Below are 22,079 nucleotides of genomic sequence, written 5' to 3'. Positions count from 1 at the left end.
TTCCTTTGAAAAATCCCGCTAACTTAAACAAAATTGAATTACCAAGCGATTCATGCGTGAATACTATTGCCGGTTTTTGAAACGGTCTATTTCACGCCGATCACGTTTAGTGGGCCTGCCTTTGGTATAAAATTGCTGTGGCTCGATTTTAGTTTGCTCAGCCAGCACTTCGCGTGCTTTACGGCTTGCCTCTGTTTCCTGATAGAGTTGTTGCGCCTCTGATGCCGGCCCCCGTTTATTGGATAATGCTAGCACTTTGATTTCGTATTGATAATGCGCAATCCGAATAGTGAGCATATCGCCTATTGCTACTGTCTTGGCTGGTTTGACCCGCGCACCATTAATGTATACTTTCCCGCGTTCTATTGCTTCTGCTGCTAAAGAGCGTGTCTTAAAAAAACGTGCAGCATACAGCCATTTATCAATGCGGAATTTTTCGACATCGCTTTGTGGCATCATTATTTTGTTATATCCATCAATTGATGGATGATTATTTGAAAATTACCCGCACAATAAGATAAGTAAGGTAAGCTCGTCAAAAGGGCAATTCCAATCAGATTGAGCTTTAAACCGGCATCTATTATTTAGGAAATGACTATGAAATTAAAGGCATATATGATTGCGTTCGACGCGGTAATGTTATATATAGGTAGTCGCTAGTGCGCCAAATCCAGGCAATAAAATCACAATAGTAGCAGTATTGTGCGTAAATTTTGTCAAAGAATGCAAATGTACCTAATGCTGGCATGAAAATACCAACTCCAGATTATTTGAATAAACTACCCCTTAACCATCTCTTCACACCTGTTTTTTTCGTTGCAGCCGCAAAGCTTAAGCCAGCACCAAACAACAAAAGTACCATAAGTAATTCTATTTGCACTTTCCCAATCCAGAAAACTGCTGATTTTCTTGCGCATGGCCTGATGGGATGGTGAATATCCATACCGCTTCCCAACTGGAAATAATTAAGTTCTGGCCTTAATTCTATGCTGATCGTATAAATAAATACCCTGGTGAGCATACATAAGGATAGGGCAGCTATATTTGAATAGCAATTGGTAAAGAAGGCAAATCTATACGATTATTATATAATTAATAAATAATTTGAATGGCAGAACGAATGCTTGTAGCTTGCTGATTAAAAGTCTGTGCTGGATTTTTTCATTGCTAATCTCCTGCGTGATATAAATATCCCAGAATAATATTTCTGAGTATGATTTTAAGCAGTAAACTTAATGACTATAGGGATCTGTTATTTGTTACGTATCAAAAGAATAGTATTTTTATTTCCTATTTCACGCTGCATATACTTATTTATGCGATTTTTTATAGCTTTTACAAAACCATAATGCCTCTCTGGAGATTAAAATGGCAGTAGCTGATGTTTTAAAGAAAATTCAAGACCATGAAGTTAAATTTGTTGATCTGCGGTTCACTGATACTAACGGTAAGGAACATCATGTAACCGTTCCCGCTCATGCTTTTACTGCAGACAAATTTGAGGATGGGCATGCATTTGATGGCTCTTCTATTGGGGGTTGGAAGGGAATTCATGCTTCGGATATGTTACTCATGCCTGACCCTGACACAGCTACGATGGATCCGTTTATGGATGAAGCGACTTTGTTTCTTGCCTGTGATGTGGTTGATCCTTCTGACGGGCAAGGTTATATCCGTGATCCCCGTTCATTAGCAAAGCGTGGGGAAGTCTACCTTAAATCTACAGGGATCGGTGATATTGCTTATTTTGGTCCGGAGCTCGAGTTTTTTATTTTTGATTCTGTACGTTGGCATACTAGTATGGCAGGGTGTTTTCTAGAAATCGAATCAGAGGAAGCTGCCTGGAGTTCGAAGAAGAAATATGAAAATGGCAATATTGGACATCGGCCTACTGTCAAAGGCGGATATTTTCCTGTACCGCCAGTTGATTCGCTCCATGATATTCGTTCTGCGATGTGTCTTGTACTGGAAGAGATGGGCATTAGTGTTGAGGTTCATCATCATGAAGTTGCTAATGCGGGCCAATGTGAAATTGGTACTCGATTTAACAGTTTAGTCAAGCGTGCAGACTGGAACCAGATGCTCAAATACGTTGTGCACAATGTTGCCCATTCCTATGGTAAAACGGCTACATTTATGCCAAAACCTATCGTGGGTGATAATGGTTCGGGTATGCATGTTCATCAATCAATCTGGAAAGATGGGAAGAACTTGTTCTCTGGAAATGGTTATGCTGGAATGTCTGAAACAGCGCTATATTATATTGGGGGTGTTATCAAGCATGCAAAGGCGCTGAATGCGATTACCAATCCTGGCACCAATTCGTACAAAAGGCTCGTTGCTGGTTTTGAAGCACCTGTCAACATTGCCTATTCTGCTAGTAATCGTTCTGCCGCTGTGCGTATTCCTCATGCCAGCAATCCTAAGCAGCGACGTATTGAAATCCGTTTTCCTGATCCAATCGCCAATCCCTATTTAGCATTTACTGCATTGTTGATGGCTGGGCTTGATGGTATTCAGAATAAAATTCATCCTGGCGACCCCATGGATAAAAATCTTTACGATCTTCCTCCCGAAGAAGCCTCTAAAGTTCCGGGGACTTGTAATTCCTTAGAGGAAGCGCTGGAGAATCTGGATAAGGACCGTGAATTTCTTACTCGAGGTGGTGTATTCTCCAATGATATGATTGATGCATACATTACATTAAAGATGGAAGAAGTGATGCTTTATCGGATTAATACGCATCCTGTTGAGTTCTCAATGTATTACAGTTTGTAAATAAAAGTCGAATTTGAGGCGTTTATTCATTTATTGCCTAAGCATCATTTGGTTGAAAATTTAATTAATTTTAATTTTTTCAGTCAGGAGATGGCTATGCGGCAAAAAAATTTTGTCATTGCTTCATTGTCGGCAGTTTTATTCACTATTACGACTCATGCAGTAGCAGGTATTTATAAACTTGTAGATGAAAATGGTCATATAACCTATACCAATACACCAGTTAGAGGCGGACAGAAATTCCAGACTAACTCATCAGAAACCAGAATCGTCGCCAAAGCCATGACAAGGGCGCCTTTGACTATACGAGCGTTTCCAAAAGTAACGGATAGTCAGCAGAAAAAGCGAGATGTTAATCGCCGTCAAATTCTTGAGAGTGAATTGGCTTCAGAAACAAAACATTTGGTAGAGATACAGCAAGCTTTAAATGAAGCTATAAAAAATTTGAGGTCAGCTGAGCCTCATGATGCCCAATTGTTGCCTGATACCCATGTTTCAGAAAATGAAAATATAAAGAAGCTACGTAATCAAATTAGCTTGCATGAAAGAAATATCATGGCACTACGAGCTGAGCTAGGAAATCGCTAACTGTTGATAGAACGTAGATGTTGTTTTCATGAAAATTGCAAATTTTTTATTGGTATTGCTTTCTACTTATAGCTTGCTGTGTATGGCTCAGTCAGGAATATACAAGCATGTAAATCAAGACGGTCAAACCCTCTATTCTAATACTAAAATGAGAGGGGCTAACGAGATTGACTTGCCCGAAATAATAGTATTGCCAGCAAGTCGTCATAGTCCAGTAGATTTAGCTATAAAAAAAGGTGCATCTTTGCCCGAGCCCAATGAAACTACCGATAAAAAGAGCAATCAAGGCGTAAAACAAGCATCTATGACTGAGACCGCTCATCAAGATTCTTCTGATAAAAATGTGAGTCAACTGAGTAATCAGGGACGGTTGCACCAAATCATTGAAGAAATTGCTCTTTACGAAGAAAATATCGAAGCGCTTGAGGTTGAACTTTATAATTTAAAACAAGAATATTAAGAATCATATAGGATGGATAACGTTTAAAGATAGAACGATCTGTGTTTAATATTGCTTCGTTTATTTTTGATTCGATATTGTTCTGTTTTGAAATAATACCTGATCAAAGTCTATGAAAGTGTTAGAACTCAAAATTCCACCCATCATCATAATGGCACTTATTGGGGGCATTATGTGGTTCGTTGCCACTCTTGTTCCTCAGTTAGTACTAGTAATTCCTGGGCAAGTCATCCTGGCCGCTATTGCTGGCTTTACCAGCATTGCGTTAATTCTGGCAGGTGCTATAGCGTTCAGAGTAGCAGGAACAACCGTTAATCCTATGCAGCCGAGTAATACATCGTCTCTCGTGACTAGAGGCCTCTATAAAATAAGCCGAAATCCAATGTATGCTGGTTTTTTACTGCTACTTTTATCATGGGCTTTGTTACTGTCGAATATAGTTTCTTTTGCAGGATTACCTGTTTTTGTTTGGTATATGAATCGTTTTCAGATCATTCCGGAAGAGCAGGCGTTGATTGCTAAGTTTGGGGCTGAATATATTGCTTATGCGAAGAATGTGCGCAGATGGCTATGAATTCTGTTTCTTATTGTTCGTCCTCCTTATCATTCCATTGCCAAATCAAAATAAAAAATGAGACCGTTAAACGGTCATTTTTACTTATTACGGGAATTTGGCTGGCTCAATGGTTGTCAATATGTTCTAGGTGTAATTGATAACATAGAGGGCGTTCAGTACATTTTATTTAGATGCGGAAAGAATGGTGCAAATGGATGTTTTTTATCCAGATTAAAACCACTCATTCATGGAGAAACCGATCATGGAGCAGTCAGCCGAATTAAAGTCCGAATTACCCGATAACGTTATTGCGCTGATCCCCATGCGCAACGTGGTGCTATTTCCACATGTTCTCATGCCGATTGCTGTCGGGCGCGACAAGTCAATCGCCACAATCGAGTATGCATTGCAAACAAATTCTCCGATCGGTATCGTATTACAACGAGATGCTTCAGTGGATAATCCTGAGTTAAATGATCTATGTCTGGTTGGTACTATTGCCAAGATTGTACGCCATATCTCTGCGACTGATGGTACGCAGCATATTGTGTGTCAGGGAATGGAGCGTTTCCAAATCAAGGAATTAATTGAGGATTACCCTTTTCTAGCTGCTCGGATTAGCCGTATCGAAGAAATTTCTCAACCCTCTACTCAAACTGAAGCACTCGCTGTGCAACTGCGCGAGCGCGCAACCGAAATTTTGTCGTTATTACCAGGAATCCCTGCAGAGCTTGGGCATGCTCTGCAGACAACTCGTGCGCCTGCACAACTTGCCGACATTATAGCCAGTTTGCTTGATACAGAAATTAGTGAAAAGCAAATGCTGCTTGAAACGATTGATATCGAAGAACGGTTACAAAAAGTTCTTAAACTTTTGGCACACCGGATTGAGGTATTAAGGTTATCGAGAGAAATTAGCGAGCGTACCAAGGAGCAAATGGAAGATCGCGAACGCAAGTTTTTATTGCGGGAACAATTAAAAGCGATTCAGAAAGAATTGGGTGAGGATGGGGATCATGGCCAGGAAATTGCCCAACTCGATGAAGCGATCACAAAAGCGGGGATGCCTCCTGAGATCGAAGTGCAGACTCGCAAAGAGCTTAACCGGTTGCAGCGTATGCCAACTGCCTCAAGCGAATACTCCATGCTCCATACTTATTTGGAATGGATGACTGAGTTACCTTGGCGATTACCGGAAGAAGCGCCGATTGATCTCAATCTTGCTCGTGAAATTTTAGAAGCTGATCATTTTGGGTTGGAGCGCGTCAAGCAACGTATAATCGAGTTTCTGGCCGTTCAGAAACTAAAGCCGCACGGCCGAGCGCCGATTCTTTGCTTTGTAGGCCCACCTGGGGTGGGAAAAACCTCGCTCGGTCAAAGTATTGCCCGTGCTCTACAGCGATCGTTCGTTCGAGTGTCACTCGGAGGTATTCATGATGAAGCAGAAATGCGTGGTCACCGGCGTACTTATGTGGGGGCAATGCCAGGTAATATCGTGCAGGGCATACGTAAGGCAGGGGCGCGCAATTGTGTCATGATGCTCGACGAAATCGATAAGATGACTGTGAGCATACATGGAGATCCAGCGGCAGCACTGCTTGAGATCCTGGATCCAGAGCAAAACTCAACTTTCCGGGATAATTATCTTGGCGTTCCATTTGATTTAAGTCGCGTGATTTTTATTGCTACTGCCAATGTTATCGATCAGGTTTCTCCACCGGTACGTGACCGCATGGAGATTATTGATCTGCCCGGTTACACGCGGGAGGAAAAGCTTCAAATCGCATTACGTTATTTGCTACACCGCCAGCAAGAAGCCAATGGTTTGCACCCAGATCAATGTGAGCTGACAGTTGCAGCGTTGGATAGTCTCATTGCCAACTATACGCGCGAAGCGGGGGTACGCCAGCTCGAACGTGAGATTGGGCGAATCATGCGTTATACTGCTTTACGTATTGCAGAAGATGCGCAACTTCAAGTGCGTGTCGATGCATCTGATTTGGATACCATACTCGGGCCGGCTAAATATGAACATGAAACTGCGGCACGTACCAGTTTACCGGGCGTGTCTACTGGGCTGGCATGGACACCAGTAGGGGGTGATATCCTGTTTATTGAAGCTACCCGAGTAAGTGGCAGCGGGCGGCTAATTCTGACAGGGCAGCTGGGTGATGTCATGAAGGAAAGTGCCCAAGCAGCACTAACGCTCGTAAAAGCGCGCGCTAATGAACTGGATATTCCCGTATCCATGTTTGAAGGGATCGATGTACACCTACACGTTCCGGCAGGAGCTATTCCAAAGGATGGGCCGAGTGCGGGAGTAGCCATGTTTATTGCGCTTGCCTCATTGTTTACCAATCGACCGGTACATCATGAAGTGGCGATGACAGGTGAAATTAGCTTGCGTGGGCTGGTGTTGCCCGTTGGAGGCATTAAGGAGAAGGTGCTGGCTGCACAAAGAGCAGGTTTGCAAACGGTACTGCTGCCGGTACGTAATCAGAAAGATTTGCATGATGTGCCAGAAACAGCGAAATCAGCTATGCAGTATATTTATTTAGAAACAGTTGATGACGCGGTTCAGGCAGCATTATGTCAGCCGAACTATTCCACTGTGCCAGAATTCAAACTTGTTTGAACCTGAAGCTGATCTTAGTTTGAAGAAAGACAATTTATGCCTGGGACACATTACTACCCGCCAGCTATGCAAAATTCATCGTGGTCAGTTCGGCTGAAAGTGATTGCCAAAGCTAAACTAAAGAATCGTCGCCCTAATTGATCCGGCTACACAGACATGATGAGCCGTTTGCAATTATTGCTAGCTGAGAAAAACTGTCGCTTTTACGGCAGGATCTGCTTCCATATAATGTCAATCAAGAGCTAGCTTTTAAAAAATTCCAGAGCCGAACGTGAGAAGCCACTACAGAGACAGCCTTTGATCCTCGTATGCTTGTCTATCACACCGAACAGGTAGAGAGTAATGACTTATTGTCATTAAGGCTTCAATCCGCGTAATTGCTCATTCTTTAATACCATTGCTGCTTATTGGCCGGGCATTTTTGTCTGTTTCCATTACATCCTCCTCTACCCTAACTGTCATTCACATATCACTGCTTTAACTATTTATTTAGTTAACGGGAAAGGTATGCAAGTGTCCTTTGTTTTTAATGTTTGATCAAGATCAATGTTTTGCATAGCTATAGCGGGTACGATCCTAATCGTAGTTTAAAAAAACAATTTTAATTATTTGCTTATGTTAAAGGAATTTTACATGAGAATTCAATACGTAGCTGCAATGATAACGGTACTAATGTTAGTTGGTTGCGGCAAGCCATCAGCACCAGAGACACCTGATCCTTCGGCCTATGGGAAAACTATTCAGCCTTTCCATCAAATACCAGCAGATGCTCAGGAAGGTGAAGGTAAAGCCAGATCCACAGAAGAGAAATCAAATTACTAAAGATTCATGAGTGTTCTATAGTTTCAGGTTTTGTGCGAAACTGAAGCTATAGAATACAGTTGTTGTTTGCTTGGCTATTGCAGTTAATTCCCTCGCATGAACATCTTGTCAAGCTCTGCCAGACTAAGTGCGAACCAGGTGGGTCTGCCATGATTGCATTGATCTGAGCGTTCGGTTGCTTCCATTTCGCGCAGTAGTGCATTCATTTCAGGGATTGTTAATTGTCGATTGGCACGGACAGAGCCATGGCAAGCCATGGTAGCCAAGAGTTCGTTACGTTTACTGGTTAATATCTGACTACCTCCAAACTCACGAATTTCAGCTAACACATCGCGTGTAAGCTTGACTATATCGGCATCTTTCAGCACTGCTGATACTGCTCGTATAATTAACGAGGTGGGAGAAAGAATAGCTATTTCAAAACCTAGCTCATTTAAAACAGTATAGTTGTCTTCAACTGTAGCGACATCTAATCGATCAGCCTGAAAGGTAACTGGAATTAGCAGCGGTTGCATGGATAATGATCGTTGATCAAGCGCTGATTTGAGTTTTTCATAAACCACGCGCTCGTGAGCAGCATGCATATCTACAATGATGAGACCTTGCTCATTTTGTGCCAGAATATAAACCCCGAGCAATTGTCCTAATGCAAAGCCTAACGGTGGAATTGGCTGCGTGGGCTGAATAGGTGGATTACCAGGATCTATTTTCAGCAAATCCGGTTTGTCACCATATAAGGTTGGATAAAAAGCTAAGGGTTGTGCAACGCTTGTAAGCGGTAAATTTATTTGTCGTGAATAGGTTACTGGAAGACGTTCAGGCTTTTCGGGTACCTGGGTAACGATAGCAGGGGATATTTGAGAATCCGCTTGATGGTGAGGTGAGGCCAATACTTTGTTGATACTGTGGAAAACAAATTGATGGATAGCGCGCGCATCACGGAAACGCACTTCTGCTTTGGTTGGATGCACGTTAACATCTACATTTTGAGGATTGATTTGAAGATAAAGCACAAAAGCGGGGTGCCGATCCAGATGGAGCACATCGCGATAGGCTTCACGTAAAGCATGGGAAATCAGCTTGTCTCTCACGTAGCGGCCGTTGACATAAAAATATTGCAAGTCACGAGCTGAACGAGAATAAGTTGGCAATGCGACCATGCCTTGCAAGCTGATATCATTTGCCTGCTCAGAAACCAGTACGGCACTTTGCCTAAATTCTTTTCCTAAAACAGCTGTAATACGCTGAAGGATATCGACCGCATATAAGTGATGTCGTGTCTTATTGTTGTGTTGCAAATTGAATGCAATATGGGCATGGGAAAGAGCGATACGCCGGAATACTTCTTCACAATGTGCAAATTCAGTCGCTTCTGTTTTCAGAAATTTACGACGTGCTGGCAAATTAAAAAAAAGATCACGCACTTCCAGAGTAGTGCCAATGTCACGCGCTGTCGGTTCTGGACGGGTAACTTGCCCTCCTTCAGCCTGAATATGCCAGGCATGTTTGTCGCCTGATTGATAACTCATTAACAATAATCGAGAGACGGCTCCGATACTTGCGAGTGCTTCGCCACGAAAACCTAGACTGGCTATTTTGTGTAAGTCTTCCTGGGCGCTGATTTTGCTGGTGGCATGGCGTGCTAACGCAAGAGGCAGGTCCATTCCGGAAATTCCTTTTCCATTATCAGCTACGCGGATCAGGTTAAGGCCGCCTTGCATAATTTGGACAGTAATTTCTGTTGCACCAGCATCTATACTGTTTTCCAGTATTTCTTTCAGTACCGAGGCGGGCCGCTCGATGACTTCTCCTGCAGCGATCTGATTGATGAGCACATCCGGAAGCAACTTGATTACATTCATATAAAATAAAATGAGTATTCATAGCCATTATTTTGCCTTAAAGTTATGATACTCTTGCGGGGGTATCACATACTAATTTTACTGAAATCGAAAAGGCAAAAATTTCTGGTTCTAGGTTGAAATCGTGCAATCTTCTATTGAGAAATAGGAGTTATAGCCAGAACTGTTAAGTGCTACTCAGGAAACAATGTAGTTATTGTCTAAATATTCAGTTAATACTATTCTGATGGTTGACTATTACTTGATATCGACATAGGAGCACCATGACACAAGATGAGCAAAAGTGTGCGGCTGCACAAGCCGCCATTCAATATATCCCGATTGGGGCTGTAATCGGGGTTGGAACCGGTTCTACTGCAAATTATTTTATCGATGAGCTTGCTAAAATCAAACATAAGATTGAGGGTGCAGTTGCCAGCTCCGAGGCAACTGCGCAACGCTTGCACAAGCATGGAATAGATGTATTAGATCTTAACACAGTTACAGATTTGCCTGTTTATGTCGATGGTGCAGACGAAATTACCAAGCATTTGCATATGATCAAAGGTGGTGGCGGCGCTTTGACCAGAGAAAAAATTGTTGCAGCGGTAGCCAGAAAATTCATATGCATCACTGACCAGAGTAAATTAGTCAATCTCTTGGGTAGTTTTCCACTTCCAGTAGAAGTTATTCCAATGGCACGCAGTTATGTGGCTCGTGAAATTACCTTGCTGGGTGGTCATCCAGCGCTGCGTCAGGGGTTTACTACCGATAATGGTAACGTTATTCTGGATATACATGGTCTACAAATTCTGAACCCGGTTGAGCTGGAAACGACGCTTAACCAAATAACAGGAGTGGTCACTAACGGATTGTTTGCCAGAAAAGGTGCCGATATTTTGTTGCTAGGCACAGATGCTGGTGTTGAAACAATGACTGTTGGCTAGTTGAGACCTATAATAAAAATTATCATTGATGACATAAATAATAGTTTCATCTGACTTGGCTGAGGGTGCAATATGGCTATTAAAGAACACATTTCAAAAAGGTTTGATGCAGATCTGGAAGAAGTGCGAACCCGTGTGTTACAAATGGGTGGATTTGTTGAAGAACAAATTGAGCGGGCAATAGATGCCTTAACAGAAGGCAATGAAACTGTCATTGACCAGGTCATTGACAATGACCACCGTGTCAATGCCATGGAAGTATCCATTGATGAGATATGTAGTCAGATTATTGCCCTTAGACAACCTACAGCGAGTGATTTACGTATGATTATGACGGTAATCAAGACCATCACTGACTTGGAACGAATCGGTGATGAAGCTGCAAAAATCGCTCGCATGGCGCGTCTCATTTATTCAACTGATCGCTTACATGCGCCACGTTTTGTGGAAGTTAAACACGTTGCTCAAATTGCTTCGGGTATGTTGCACCAAGCGTTGGATGCTTTTGCCCGCTTGGACCTGAACGCTGCTGCACGCATAGTACGCCAGGACGAGCTGGTTGATGAAGAATTTCGTGCTATTCTTCGGCAGCTCATCACATTTATGATGGAAGATCCGCGTAAAATTTCTACCTCACTGGAAATTCTTTTTGTGGCAAAAGCGATCGAACGTATTGGTGATCATGCAAAAAACATGTCTGAGTATGTGGTTTATATGGTCAAAGGCAAGGATGTTCGCCATGTTACTGTTGAGGAAATTGAACGCGAAGTAAGAGGGTAAATCATGTGTGTAATTTAGCCATGCCTAACATTTAGGCAGAGGGTTATGCGCGAATATCCAACGCTGGCTGCAGTTGATCTTGGTTCCAATAGCTTCCACCTTCAAGTGGCGCGTGTGGTGGGCAAACAGCTTTATCCATTAGATAGCTTAAAGGAAATGGTTCGGCTGGCTGCCGGACTGGCGCATGACAGAAAGCTGGATGAAGCATGTCAGCTGCGTGCCTTGGATTGCTTAAAACGCTTTAGTGAGCGTTTAAGAGGTTTTCCAACCCATGCTGTGCGTGTGGTGGGTACAAACTCACTTCGTGTTGCCAAAAATGCTGCCGAATTCCTGGTAAGAGCAGAGGCTGTATTGGGATTTCCCATCGAGATCATTGGCGGTCATGAAGAAGCACGTCTTATTTATCTGGGGGTCGCACACAGCCTGCCAGCTTCCGATAATAACCGGCTGATCATCGATATCGGCGGTGGCTCCACCGAATTTATTATTGGCACGCGCCTGGAACCCAATAAACTGGAAAGCCTTTATATGGGCTGTGTCAGTCATAGTTTGCGCTTTTTCCCAGATGGGAAGATTAGCAAGGGTATCATGAAAAGAGCTGAGCTTGCAGCGCAAACTGAGATACAGAGTATTACAACAGAATTCTCAGCTGATCAATGGCAAGAAGTGTACGGTTCTTCTGGAACAGCGCGTGCATTAGACCGTATTCTTAGATTGAATAACTTTAATGGTGATAAAAGGGAAGGGATTACACTGGCAGGTCTGGAAGCATTTCGTGAATACCTCCTAAAAGTGGGTGATATCAGAAAGATTGCCATTGCCGGTTTACATCCCGATCGTGCACCTGTGATTGCAGGTGGCTTTGCCATCATGTTTGCTGCCTTCAAGGAACTGGGCATTCCCCGTATGCTGCTTGCGACAGGCGCACTGCGGCAGGGCGTGCTCTACGATATGCTTGGCCGCGTTCATAATGAAGATATGCGAGAAGTATCCGTGCGGCAATTTATGCAACGTTACCGTATTGATTCTGTCCAGGCCGCACGCATAGAATCGCTGTCTTTAGCGCTGGGGAAGCAACTCCTGGCTAATTATCCTGATGAGGAAACAGTAGAAGATGCCTTGCATTTATTGTCCTGGGCAGCACGCCTGCATGAGGTCGGCATTTCGGTCGCTCATTCTGGCTATCATAAACATTCTGCCTATATCCTCGTGAATGCAGATATACCAGGTTTCTCCAAAATGGAGCAGATGCAGCTCAGTCAGCTTGTGCTCGCCCATCAGGGATCTCTGACCAAAGTCAGTGAATTTCTGAGCAATTTTATTAGTCTGGCTCAATCGATAGCGCTGCGCTTAGCGACCATTTTTTACCGCAGCCGCATGAATATTGAATTACCTCCCATGAGAATACAAGCAAGCAGTGGAACCTGTAAGCTATTTATTTCGCAAGCATGGTTAGAGCGCAATCCGTTAACTGAAACTTTACTCAATGCAGAAATTGATGCTTGGGCAGCGCTGAAAATTAATTTCTGTATTCAAGGCACTTCTACAAAGGAGGACTTTGTTTGAGTTTTTTAGAGAGGATGCTGAGCACAATTAACGTTGCCAACAATCTGATGCGGTTAATGATGGGTTACCGCTGACGCCTTTGATGCCCGTATGCGTTAATGTCAGCGTGGCACAGGCATCATTGGTCATCGAACCTATTGGCACGGCTTCCAGTGTATAGCTATTTTGTGTCAAGGTATCTGGTGAAAAGCGGATGGTATATTTTGCGGTACCAGTCTTGGGAGACTGGGTAACGGGTAAATTAAAATTAGTTGCGTTGCTTTTCAGGTCATACCGATTCGCCTCAGTAAAATTACGTTCCAGTAACTGTGCCATCTCCAGCAGGATACCTTTGGCTTCTGCACGATTGGTACGACGAACATGCTCTTGATAGGATGGCAGTGCAATTGCCGCCAGAATACCAATCACTGCTATAACGATCATTATTTCGATCAGGGTAAAACCCAATAATCTTTTTCTCGGCTGGATTGTATTAGTCATTTGTCCCATTCCTGTATCCTACTCAGATGTTATTCCGTTTCTAAATCAAAACTGACTTGATCGGCTTCACCTTGCCGTATGATTGATACTTCTGCGGCTTGCCTTCGCGTCAGTTTTGATTTGGAAATGGAATTAAATAATATTAGATTCTAAGAATAAACAGGAGTGCCTCTTTAATTGTTTAAATTCTTCTATTGTTATTGTATTTGCCTCCAGGAGCGGCGTGGATTAAGTGAGCTTCCTTTAATCGTATTGGCTTCAATTAAACCAGAGGTTGAACCAGCAATCAGGTGGGTGAGATTACCTGCACTGATAGTGACTGATTCGCTGCGTACTCCGTCGGAGCCAATAGCCGCGATTAGCCGATCTTCATTATTGAGCATGCCATTATTATCAGTATCAAATTGCAAGGTTGTCAGCATTCCCCCTGTTTCCGAGTTTAACAGCATTAGCCAGTTTTGGCCGCCAGAAACACAGGGATCAGTGGAAGGAACGAGCGTAGTAAAGACAATCCGTCCAAAACTGAGCTGGGGCATAACGACGGAGCGTTCCCCTTGGGGATGCCCGCCTGCCGGTGGCAGAAGATCGAGATACCATCCTTGTTTAATCGACCAGTTTACTGGATTGTTTGATACCGTTCGTTCAAAAGGAGGCAGCACTGTTTCAGTCAGAATTGTCTGCTGTTGAAGCGTGCTTCGGCCCAACGCCGATGTTCTGCTGCCATTATCCCTGATGGCATAAAGAGATTGTATGTGAGTGTCGGCATTATCCCCTGATGTAATATACTGACCCGTGCCAAAATAAACGAGATACCCACCACTTGGATGAAGCCCGATTTCCAGGGGGGAAGTAATGGGCTGTATCTGATTGCTGGCATTCCTGGCTGTAAAGAGTGGGTCTGCCTTGTAAGCAACATCCCATTGATTTGGATTGCTGTGTGATAAATCAAATTTCCAGATATTGCCTTGCAGATCGCCTGCATAAACGATATCGATGATTCTGTCGCCATTCGTATCGACCAAGGCCGGGCTGGAAAGGCCATTGCTGGTACTGCTATTGGTTGCGATTTTCTTTATCAGCGTACCTGTTTGCAGATCAATGAGGTAAAGGTAGGCACGATCATTGCTACTGTTGTACCCGTTGCTGACAATGGCAGTCCAGACATTGTTGTTCAATAGCGCAATTTTTGCCTGACCCGGTACAAAACCCAAGTCAGCATCAGAAAATTCCCACAGGACACTTGAGGCAGAAAAATTAGTTGGATCGGTGATATCAAGCGCAAAAATACCTTTCCCGCCACTGCCCAACGAACCCAGCAAAATAGTTCTCCAGCTGGGAGTCGCACCGATATAGGCATCACCGGCATAAGCATTCCCATCTACAAAATAACGATGCGTGTAATCGGGTGAAGTCAGCCAGCTTAGTTTTGGATAAGCAGCACCAGGGATATAACCGAATAGTTCAATACCTGTTTCAGCATTAAAAGCATGAAGCATACCATCGTTTGCTCCGGTATAAATAACCGGTGTTCTGCTCGCATTGGATTGAGCATAACTAGAATAAGAGTTTTGTCCTGCTGTCCCGCTAGGTAGTGCATCATAGCCAAAATCTAGCGCCTGGACGAATAAAAGATCTGAATTGACAATGTCACCCAGCAAGCCATTGTTGCGATTACGAAATTTACCGCCTTGTGACAATTCAGTGGTTTTGTCACCTCGCAGCCAGGAAATTCTATTGGTACCCAGCCCATCGTTAATACCTCCCATATTGGTGTTGAGGGCAGTTTTTTGTGCGCTCGATAAAATTGAAAAATTTGCGGAAGTAAACGCAAGTCCGCTCGTTCCATTATGGGTAAAAATGGCACGACTGTCATGTGATGGCAGCACGGAGGAGGCTTCCCATAGCATCGTACCCAACGATCCATCCGAGCTCAATTGGTATGCAAACAACTGCCCACTCCAGTCATTGCTATTAAACTTTGCCTGATAAATATGAGTGCCGGTACTCATTCTGCTGGTATTCGAGGTCATCGACGCTGAGGAGCTTACCCTTGAGGTAATAGTGCTGAAGAGGTTGCTCAAATTGCTGGCAATAGTGGTCGAGTCTTGTACACTGAAGAACTTACCTCTGCTGTTCACGGCGGCATGCCATAAATCATCAATTTTGGCAGCATTACTGGACGTTGGATCTGGCCATGATTCTGATCCAGCCGGTAATGAGGATAGTGTGCCCTGCACACCTAGACCCACCGTGAAATTCACCATATGTTGCCAGAAAGCGGGATTTTCCGGATTTGTGGGTACTTTGTTGTCAAGATCGGTGCGCAAATCACTCTTCCAATATTGCATTGCTACATCGGCAAGTGTATTGCTGTAGTTGTCAGAATAAGGAAGTGTGGGCGTATATTTATAAGCAGCAGGAATGGCATAAGGGAGGTGGTTGCTAATGGTATTCCCCGCTGTATTATCTGAATTTCCTACTCCAGAGTAAGCATCACTCCAATAACCATCTGTCACCAGTATATGATAGTTTTGTCGACATGCATATTGAGTACCCCCCGTTGAACCCGGCGTTTGGCCCCAAGGACCTTGATCATCGGTACGCATAAAATAGCGACCTACGTTGTCTATTGCCATGCGAAGGGGGGTGCCTGCTGCCGGGATAGGATGATTATAAAGCTTATCAAAAAAAACTGTTCTATTTGTCCCGCTAAATTGCCTCACCCCACTGATAATGGTAGCGGTTGCAACACCATCGATGTTAGTATTTCCCTGGTTAATGGCGCCAAATCCGACTCGTACGCTACTTCCTGGAGCAGCAAACGCCCTACCTACGCCGGCACGGGATAACAAGATACGTGAACGATAATAAGTGTACCAGTTGGCAAAATTCTGAATTTCTTCATTATAAGTGCAAACAGGGACTGCAGCACAATCAGTCCGATCTGCTCCGCCAATATAGGAAGAGATCGTGGGTTTAATCTCAATCCTGGAATAACTGCTTATGGACAAAATCTCACCGCCGTGGTAAGTGAAATAAACAGCAGGATAGAATGTTCTTGATTCAGCATTCGATAAACCACCATCGTGATTTAACCAAAAAGCTTTTTGGGTGGTATCGACAGTAAGATTCCGGCAGCCAGCACTTGCATTCATGGGGTTATGAGATGCACAGGTAGGTGAAGCATTGTTCATCAGAGAGCCATCCGCATTGCTCCAGGGCTGGTATCTTACAGTAGGGTTGTAATAAATGTTGTTAACGTAGCTGGAACGTAAAGCTGCGGTGTAAGGGTTATCCGGGTCGAAATCGATGACCCGGTTTTCGTAGTCGCCCCCACCATAAACATTGTTCGCCCGAGGAAACACGTAGTAAACCTCATGAAAAATCCAATCCTCCGGCAAGATTTCAAACTGCATGGAACCTGAGTCATCCAGAGTGAACATCACATTAGGATCAACGGCGGTAGTCAGATAGAGAGGAACATCTGATAGGGCAAGCGTTGCTTGCGTGTGAGTGGGAATGCTAGTGATGAGAGCAGCGATTATCCATATCCTGGCCATACCCGGTTTTTTCAATGTTATCTCCCTTCATCTTCGGTAATCGCTTTGTAATATCACTACTGCTGACTCAGTGCCGCCTACCCCTCTGGCAGTGACCCTGTACATATTGGATGTCATCGTTGTGGCTGATTGCTGCACGCTGCCCCCTTTTTCTGCAGGAACAGTGATGAGCTGTTCAATGATATAGCGTGGTTGGCTTGCTACACCTGACATTGTGGTAGCCATTGTTCTGCCAGAGGTAGCCCATCCAGACCAGGTCATAGGGTCTGGTGCTTGAGTTTCAACCTGAGCATAATCATACAGCCCATTTGAACCGTCAAATTCGGGTAAGGTAATCTGCTGCAGAAACATTTCTCCCTCTCTGAGCGCTGCTTCAGCCGCTTGGAAAGCCAGTATCTCGTCGCGCAAATTACCTGCCATTTTTTCTTCTAATAGAGTAGTTTGCATAGCTGTTACCCCCAGCAGCGTCATCATGACGAGAAAGATTAATCCGGTCGCGAGAACGACCCCCTGTTGTCTTGATCCAAGCTTAGCTTCCTGATAAATCATGTCTCATCATTTTTAATGGAACTTATTAAGATACCCGGTTGCGCAATGTTATCACGCTGGAAAAAGCCTGGCGTAGCCGCCGATCTGTGGGGGTCGTTGTGGTGCCGTTAAAAGTGTAGGGTTGGGGTTGGCTGGTGATGTTATCTTCTATCGATTGCATCAATAAACTAATTCGGACGCTGACGATTTTACCCCAATTGGTCACCGCATCGGCAGTGCGATAGCTATCCACTGTCCAGTTTTCATCGAGATCTTCGCCATATTCTATCTGCATGTTTTCTATGCCTCTTACCAGTTCTTCGGCATCACTTGCTCCAACCTTGCGATAGAGTGCCGGCCATATATTATCAGCCGTGCGAATAAAATAGGAGCGGGTAGAGATCTTGATGAGTTCGCCGCCAGTAAATTCCTTACCTAATCGTTGTGTATAATTTCCCGGTGTACCGGTATTGCCCGTGTTATGAACAATATTGTCCTGATTGGACGAAGTATTGATATGGGTAATTTGAAAAATGGCGGCCGCCAGGCAATCGGTGACTAACACAATATCACCTTCTTTAACGCCGCTTCCTGCCATTATTTTAAGGTCGGCAGAGCCAGGAGGATTGCCGCCGGGGTGTTGGATGACCTTGGTACCATTGCCCTCGACTCCGCGCACTACGATAATATCGCGTCCTCCTAGCGGACTGGGAATAGTCCCTGAAAGAGGCAGGATAGGAGTCCATTCCGTTGTACTGGTTGCCTCGAACCCTTCCACAGCTTGCCCGATTCGCCATAAAAAATCTGCCGAGTTATTCAGGGTATTCACTGTCGGTACACCATTCCCTGCGCAACCCGAATAGCCAGCCATACGGATATCTTTTGAAAGTATGTGGAAGGCATAGCGCGCATTTTCCTGTATTCTGGCCAGAGCATCGTTGACTCGATAGGTCTGATGACTGGAGGTTAGAATAGTGATGACGCCACCCATCAGCAAAAGCCCGATGGTCATGGCAACCATTACCTCAATCAACGTGAAGCCATGCTGTGTTATAGCTATTCTCTTCATGCTATAGCTGGGTAGTCAGAATAAATTGCTGAGCAGCTAAAGTACCACGGCTGTCATCCCATTGGACGATGACGGTAACCACGTTACCGGCCACATTGATGGCTCCTGCGCCAGCCGGTAAGCGCAAAGCCAATTCATTTAACCAATTGTTCAGATCCTGCTCTGGGATGGTGCTACCGGAAGGGTTGGAGGCACCTATGGCAATGTTATAACTACCGTTCATTGCTCCAGTACGGTTAGCGCGCATGCTGTCGAGAATACTGTAAGTCATCATCGTGGCAGTAGAGCGGAAACTTGCACTCTGGTTATAAGTAAGCCCGGCAGATTGCAGACCTGCCAAGCCAAGCAAACCAATGGATAGCACAATGATTGCCACTAACACTTCAATCATGGTGACACCCTTCTGATGTGGCAATTGAAAATTTCTTTTGAGGATTAACATGATGACATCGTCTCAGTATAGGGTCGACCTGTACCGTTTATAGTAATCTTGCGTCCTTTTGTGCTATTGCATAGTGTGAAAGTGCCTGTGCCTACTAAGCCACCCGCACCTCGACTACTTCCATTAGGTAAGTAAGCAATCCAGTCCGCAAACTTTGTGCCACCATCCATTGTGCTACCTTTCAATGCAGGAAAAACTCTTAAAATTTGATCGTTGCCATCCATTGTCCCTGCTGTCCCGCTATCGCTGTATACTATCCAGCCATCTTGCCAGTTACTACCAGCTGTACAGGTTGTGCCACTGCTGCTTTTACACATGGTTATTCGCATACCGCGTTTCACTGCTTCAGAACGGCTGAAATGAAGTGCTGTGAGAAACTCATTCGTCTGTGTAGCAAGGCGTGATTGCACCATCATCGATTGGTAACTCGGCACTGCAATGGTAGCTAAAATAGCGCCAATGCTCAGCGCAATCATAAGCTCTAACATTGTAAAACCGCTATTAACAGGCATATAAAATTTTTATTCCCTATTTTCTCCTCTAGAAGTAACGGATGATTTTTAATCAACTTTAGCCTGCATTGATGGGCCATTAAGCGTGTGAGAGTAATTTTAGCGGTCAGTCCGAGACGAGCCGTGTCTAGTATAGATAAGCATGGGCTATTCGATTTCTAAATCAAAATTGGTTTTGTCAACTCTCTTTGCCGTATTATTGATACTGTTCCTGGCTTACCTTCTCGTCAGTTTTGATTTGGAATTAGATTTAAAAATGGAATAGATTGCATGCGATGCCACGAGTAAGATATGAATGAAGTGACTCCAGATTTTATTGTTATTGGTGCTGGCGTGATGGGGCTTGCTACTGCAGTTCAGTTGCTGAAAGAAGGTGCAACGGTCACTATCCTAGAGCGTGCTCAGGTCGGGCAGGAATCATCTTGGGCAGGGGGCGGTATTTTGTCGGCGCTCTGCCCCTGGGACTATCCCGATAGCGTGACACAGCTAACGGAATATAGTGCGGCCATGTTTTCAGCATGGGTAGCAGAGCTGTACGCATCAACCGGTATTGATGCTGAATATGTGGTAAGTGGGATGCTGGTACTGCCACCCTATCATATCGAGGCTGCACAAAGATGGGAGAGATCACATCGGGTAAAGGCGGAAGCGGATGCGCTCACCCAATCTGTTCCATTGAGCGAGCAAATCGACCCTCTTCATTTAACCATGGAGCATTCACTGTTTCTGCCCCATATCGCGCAAGTGCGTAACCCTCGCTTATTAAGAGCGTTATATTACCAAGTAGGACAACTCGGTGGACGCATCATTGAGCATTGTGAAGTACAAGAAATCATAGCGCAGCATCATCGGGTCCACTCGCTTAGGACCTCTTGTGGCAAATATTGTGCTGCTGACTTTGTCATCACTGCAGGGGCATGGAGCAAACAAGTGTTAGGGAAGCATGCGCTCAGCCTCGAAATAAAGCCGATCCGTGGGCAAATGTTGTTATACAAGTTTGAAGAACCACCGCTCAGGTCGATTTTGCTGCAGGGAGATGTGTATTTGATTCCGCGACGCGATGGACATTTACTGGTCGGTAGCACCCTGGAAGATGTTGGCTTTAACAAGCAAACGACACTGGCCGCACACGAGCATTTATCTGGACGCGCACAAAAATTGTTGCCCCAGTTAAAGGGGAGACCCCTGACAAAGCATTGGGCGGGTCTCAGACCAGGGTCGCCGCATAATATTCCCGCAATCGGACGTCATCCATTATTGAATAATCTATTCATCAATAGCGGGCAGTTTCGCTATGGAGTAACCATGGCGCCAGGTAGCGCCAAAATGTTATTAAATGAAATTATGGGCAGAGCACAACCTTTTGATATCAGTCCTTATCAGAAAGGATGGGGAGTCGATTAGTTTGCTTCGCGCACATATTTATCCATGGAAATCGCTTCTGCTTTAGGAAGGGGAAATACGACAGACTCAACAACTCCACTTAATTCCTCAATGACGACATCGTGCCCGGTTTGTGCAGCGCCAATCTGCTTAAGTCTGTCTAAAACCTGCTGTACTAATATTTCTGGCGCTGAGGCACCGGCAGTGATCCCAATGCAACTTTTTCCAGTTAACCACTGTTCCCGTAATTGTTCAGCACGGTCAACCATATAAGCTTCAACATTGGCATTACGGGCTACTTCACATAAGCGATTGGAATTTGAGCTATTGGGAGAACCCACCACTATGACCAAATCGCAGTGTTTAACCATCTTTTTAACCGCATCCTGACGGTTTTGTGTGGCGTAACAGATATCGTCCTTTTTTGGACCTATGATTTTGGGAAAACGCCGTTTTAATGCATCGATTACGCGTGCAGCATCATCGACAGATAAGGTCGTTTGGGTGACATAAGTCAGATTATGCTCATTCTTAACTTGTAAATTCGCAGCATCTTCTTCTGTTTCTACCAAATACATACCGCTATCATGTCCTTCTACTTGACCCATCGTTCCTTCAACTTCAGGATGGCCCTGATGGCCAATCATGATGATCTCTTTTCCTTCTTTGCGCATTTTTGCGACTTCGACATGCACTTTCGTTACCAGTGGGCAGGTTGCATCGAATATCTTGAGTTTGCGTGCTGCGGCTTCTCGTCGCACCGCATGCGAAACACCATGGGCGCTGAAAATCAGAATACTTTCTTGCGGAACCTCTTCCAGGTTCTCAACAAATACAGCTCCCTTTTTTTCCAGATCCTCCACGACAAAACGATTGTGCACTACTTCATGTCGCACATAAATGGGGGCGCCATGCATGGCTAATGCCCGCTCAACAATTTCGATGGCACGATCGACACCCGCACAAAAGCCTCTTGGGTTTGCAAGCAAAACTTTGATCATTGGTTATTCTCCATGAAGACGATACTTGGTATCACCGATAATATACCTTCGTCTATCTATAATAATTTGGCCTGACATACTTTAGGGTGAGATTATAAGATATTTATGTAAAATAATTCGGCAATCATTGC

General features: G+C 44.4%; 20 protein-coding genes. 10 read left to right on the top strand and 10 right to left on the bottom strand.

Annotation, left to right across the window (positions count from 1 at the left end; genetic code table 11):
* Positions 1-63: 63 nt before the first annotated feature.
* Together BM283_RS08330 and BM283_RS18770 are read right to left on the bottom strand one after the other, a co-directional pair.
* Positions 64-456, bottom strand: a complete 393-nt coding sequence (locus tag BM283_RS08330) for an RNA-binding S4 domain-containing protein (RefSeq protein WP_090691992.1) — start codon at positions 454-456, stop codon at positions 64-66.
* A gap of 310 nt (positions 457-766) precedes the next feature.
* Complete coding sequence (locus BM283_RS18770) at positions 767-943, bottom strand: hypothetical protein (RefSeq protein WP_175492073.1); 177 nt, start codon at positions 941-943, stop codon at positions 767-769.
* A 425-nt stretch (positions 944-1,368) separates the two neighbouring features.
* Here BM283_RS18770 and glnA point away from each other — a divergent pair, with 425 nt between their 5' ends.
* From glnA to BM283_RS18040, 6 genes are all read left to right on the top strand, one after another.
* Entirely contained in the window at positions 1,369-2,778 is a 1,410-nt protein-coding gene (glnA, locus tag BM283_RS08320) for a type I glutamate--ammonia ligase (protein WP_090691941.1), read from the top strand.
* 48 nt (positions 2,779-2,826) lie between these two features.
* Entirely contained in the window at positions 2,827-3,366 is a 540-nt protein-coding gene (locus BM283_RS08315; protein ID WP_139225225.1) for a DUF4124 domain-containing protein, read from the top strand.
* A gap of 28 nt (positions 3,367-3,394) precedes the next feature.
* Complete coding sequence (locus BM283_RS08310) at positions 3,395-3,826, top strand: hypothetical protein (RefSeq protein WP_090691937.1); 432 nt, start codon at positions 3,395-3,397, stop codon at positions 3,824-3,826.
* 112 nt (positions 3,827-3,938) lie between these two features.
* Positions 3,939-4,400 (top strand): methyltransferase family protein, encoded by a 462-nt coding sequence (locus tag BM283_RS08305; RefSeq protein ID WP_090691934.1) that lies wholly within the window; start codon positions 3,939-3,941, stop codon positions 4,398-4,400.
* A 244-nt stretch (positions 4,401-4,644) separates the two neighbouring features.
* A complete protein-coding gene (gene lon / locus BM283_RS08300) occupies positions 4,645-7,017 on the top strand; it encodes an endopeptidase La (protein WP_090691932.1) in 2,373 nt (790 codons plus the stop codon).
* Positions 7,018-7,650: 633 nt separating this feature from the next.
* Positions 7,651-7,839: a hypothetical protein gene (locus BM283_RS18040; RefSeq protein ID WP_139225224.1), complete on the top strand. Its 189-nt coding sequence runs from the start codon at positions 7,651-7,653 to the stop codon at positions 7,837-7,839.
* 83 nt (positions 7,840-7,922) lie between these two features.
* Here the strand turns inward: BM283_RS18040 and mutL are convergent, their stop codons facing one another.
* Entirely contained in the window at positions 7,923-9,701 is a 1,779-nt protein-coding gene (gene mutL, locus BM283_RS08295; RefSeq protein WP_090691930.1) for a DNA mismatch repair endonuclease MutL, read from the bottom strand.
* 263 nt (positions 9,702-9,964) lie between these two features.
* On the opposite strand from mutL, the gene rpiA reads away from it, so the two are divergent.
* The 3 genes from rpiA (at position 9,965) to ppx (ending at position 12,973) form a co-directional block, all read left to right on the top strand.
* A complete protein-coding gene (rpiA, locus tag BM283_RS08290; RefSeq protein WP_090691927.1) occupies positions 9,965-10,627 on the top strand; it encodes a ribose-5-phosphate isomerase RpiA in 663 nt (220 codons plus the stop codon).
* A 72-nt stretch (positions 10,628-10,699) separates the two neighbouring features.
* Entirely contained in the window at positions 10,700-11,407 is a 708-nt protein-coding gene (phoU, locus tag BM283_RS08285) for a phosphate signaling complex protein PhoU (RefSeq protein ID WP_090691925.1), read from the top strand.
* A gap of 45 nt (positions 11,408-11,452) precedes the next feature.
* The gene (gene ppx / locus BM283_RS08280) at positions 11,453-12,973 is read left to right on the top strand and encodes an exopolyphosphatase (RefSeq protein ID WP_090691923.1); all 1,521 of its coding nucleotides are present in this window, start codon (positions 11,453-11,455) and stop codon (positions 12,971-12,973) included.
* Between the two features lie 27 nt (positions 12,974-13,000).
* Here ppx and BM283_RS08275 read toward each other — a convergent pair whose 3' ends face one another.
* The 6 genes from BM283_RS08275 to BM283_RS08250 form a co-directional block, all read right to left on the bottom strand.
* Entirely contained in the window at positions 13,001-13,453 is a 453-nt protein-coding gene (locus BM283_RS08275; RefSeq protein ID WP_090691990.1) for a type IV pilin protein, read from the bottom strand.
* 197 nt (positions 13,454-13,650) lie between these two features.
* Entirely contained in the window at positions 13,651-17,028 is a 3,378-nt protein-coding gene (locus BM283_RS08270) for a pilus assembly protein (protein WP_254776286.1), read from the bottom strand.
* Positions 17,029-17,040: 12 nt separating this feature from the next.
* Complete coding sequence (locus BM283_RS08265) at positions 17,041-17,562, bottom strand: pilus assembly PilX family protein (RefSeq protein ID WP_090691921.1); 522 nt, start codon at positions 17,560-17,562, stop codon at positions 17,041-17,043.
* Between the two features lie 25 nt (positions 17,563-17,587).
* Complete coding sequence (locus tag BM283_RS08260) at positions 17,588-18,610, bottom strand: PilW family protein (RefSeq protein ID WP_090691919.1); 1,023 nt, start codon at positions 18,608-18,610, stop codon at positions 17,588-17,590.
* 1 nt (position 18,611) lies between these two features.
* Positions 18,612-19,052: a type IV pilus modification protein PilV gene (gene pilV, locus BM283_RS08255; RefSeq protein ID WP_090691917.1), complete on the bottom strand. Its 441-nt coding sequence runs from the start codon at positions 19,050-19,052 to the stop codon at positions 18,612-18,614.
* A complete protein-coding gene (locus tag BM283_RS08250; RefSeq protein ID WP_090691915.1) occupies positions 19,046-19,564 on the bottom strand; it encodes a GspH/FimT family pseudopilin in 519 nt (172 codons plus the stop codon). Before BM283_RS08250 ends, pilV begins: the two co-directional genes overlap by 7 nt.
* A 291-nt stretch (positions 19,565-19,855) precedes the next feature.
* Between BM283_RS08250 and thiO the strand changes: the two genes are divergently transcribed.
* Positions 19,856-20,968, top strand: coding sequence for a glycine oxidase ThiO (gene thiO, locus BM283_RS08245; protein ID WP_090691912.1), 1,113 nt, complete (start codon positions 19,856-19,858; stop codon positions 20,966-20,968).
* Here the strand turns inward: thiO and ispH are convergent.
* Positions 20,965-21,948 carry a 4-hydroxy-3-methylbut-2-enyl diphosphate reductase gene (ispH, locus tag BM283_RS08240; RefSeq protein WP_090691911.1) on the bottom strand — a complete coding sequence of 328 codons (984 nt, stop codon included), beginning with the start codon at positions 21,946-21,948 and terminating at the stop codon, positions 20,965-20,967. The genes thiO and ispH overlap by 4 nt on opposite strands.
* Between the last annotated feature and the right edge of the window lie 131 nt (positions 21,949-22,079).

The organism is Nitrosomonas sp. Nm34, from assembly GCF_900113925.1.
Classification (GTDB): domain Bacteria; phylum Pseudomonadota; class Gammaproteobacteria; order Burkholderiales; family Nitrosomonadaceae; genus Nitrosomonas.
Note: the sequence above shows the minus strand (reverse complement) of the source record. Positions and strands in the feature narration are given on the sequence as shown.

Coding starts and splice junctions, on each gene's coding strand:
- BM283_RS08330 (WP_090691992.1), bottom strand. CDS start 456: ATGCCACAAAGCGATGTCGAAAAATTCCGCATTGATAAATGGCTGTAT.
- BM283_RS18770 (WP_175492073.1), bottom strand. CDS start 943: ATGGATATTCACCATCCCATCAGGCCATGCGCAAGAAAATCAGCAGTT.
- glnA (WP_090691941.1), top strand. CDS start 1,369: ATGGCAGTAGCTGATGTTTTAAAGAAAATTCAAGACCATGAAGTTAAA.
- BM283_RS08310 (WP_090691937.1), top strand. CDS start 3,395: ATGAAAATTGCAAATTTTTTATTGGTATTGCTTTCTACTTATAGCTTG.
- BM283_RS08305 (WP_090691934.1), top strand. CDS start 3,939: ATGAAAGTGTTAGAACTCAAAATTCCACCCATCATCATAATGGCACTT.
- lon (WP_090691932.1), top strand. CDS start 4,645: ATGGAGCAGTCAGCCGAATTAAAGTCCGAATTACCCGATAACGTTATT.
- BM283_RS18040 (WP_139225224.1), top strand. CDS start 7,651: ATGAGAATTCAATACGTAGCTGCAATGATAACGGTACTAATGTTAGTT.
- mutL (WP_090691930.1), bottom strand. CDS start 9,701: ATGAATGTAATCAAGTTGCTTCCGGATGTGCTCATCAATCAGATCGCT.
- rpiA (WP_090691927.1), top strand. CDS start 9,965: ATGACACAAGATGAGCAAAAGTGTGCGGCTGCACAAGCCGCCATTCAA.
- phoU (WP_090691925.1), top strand. CDS start 10,700: ATGGCTATTAAAGAACACATTTCAAAAAGGTTTGATGCAGATCTGGAA.
- ppx (WP_090691923.1), top strand. CDS start 11,453: ATGCGCGAATATCCAACGCTGGCTGCAGTTGATCTTGGTTCCAATAGC.
- BM283_RS08275 (WP_090691990.1), bottom strand. CDS start 13,453: ATGACTAATACAATCCAGCCGAGAAAAAGATTATTGGGTTTTACCCTG.
- BM283_RS08265 (WP_090691921.1), bottom strand. CDS start 17,562: ATGATTTATCAGGAAGCTAAGCTTGGATCAAGACAACAGGGGGTCGTT.
- BM283_RS08260 (WP_090691919.1), bottom strand. CDS start 18,610: ATGAAGAGAATAGCTATAACACAGCATGGCTTCACGTTGATTGAGGTA.
- pilV (WP_090691917.1), bottom strand. CDS start 19,052: ATGTTAATCCTCAAAAGAAATTTTCAATTGCCACATCAGAAGGGTGTC.
- BM283_RS08250 (WP_090691915.1), bottom strand. CDS start 19,564: ATGCCTGTTAATAGCGGTTTTACAATGTTAGAGCTTATGATTGCGCTG.
- thiO (WP_090691912.1), top strand. CDS start 19,856: ATGAATGAAGTGACTCCAGATTTTATTGTTATTGGTGCTGGCGTGATG.
- ispH (WP_090691911.1), bottom strand. CDS start 21,948: ATGATCAAAGTTTTGCTTGCAAACCCAAGAGGCTTTTGTGCGGGTGTC.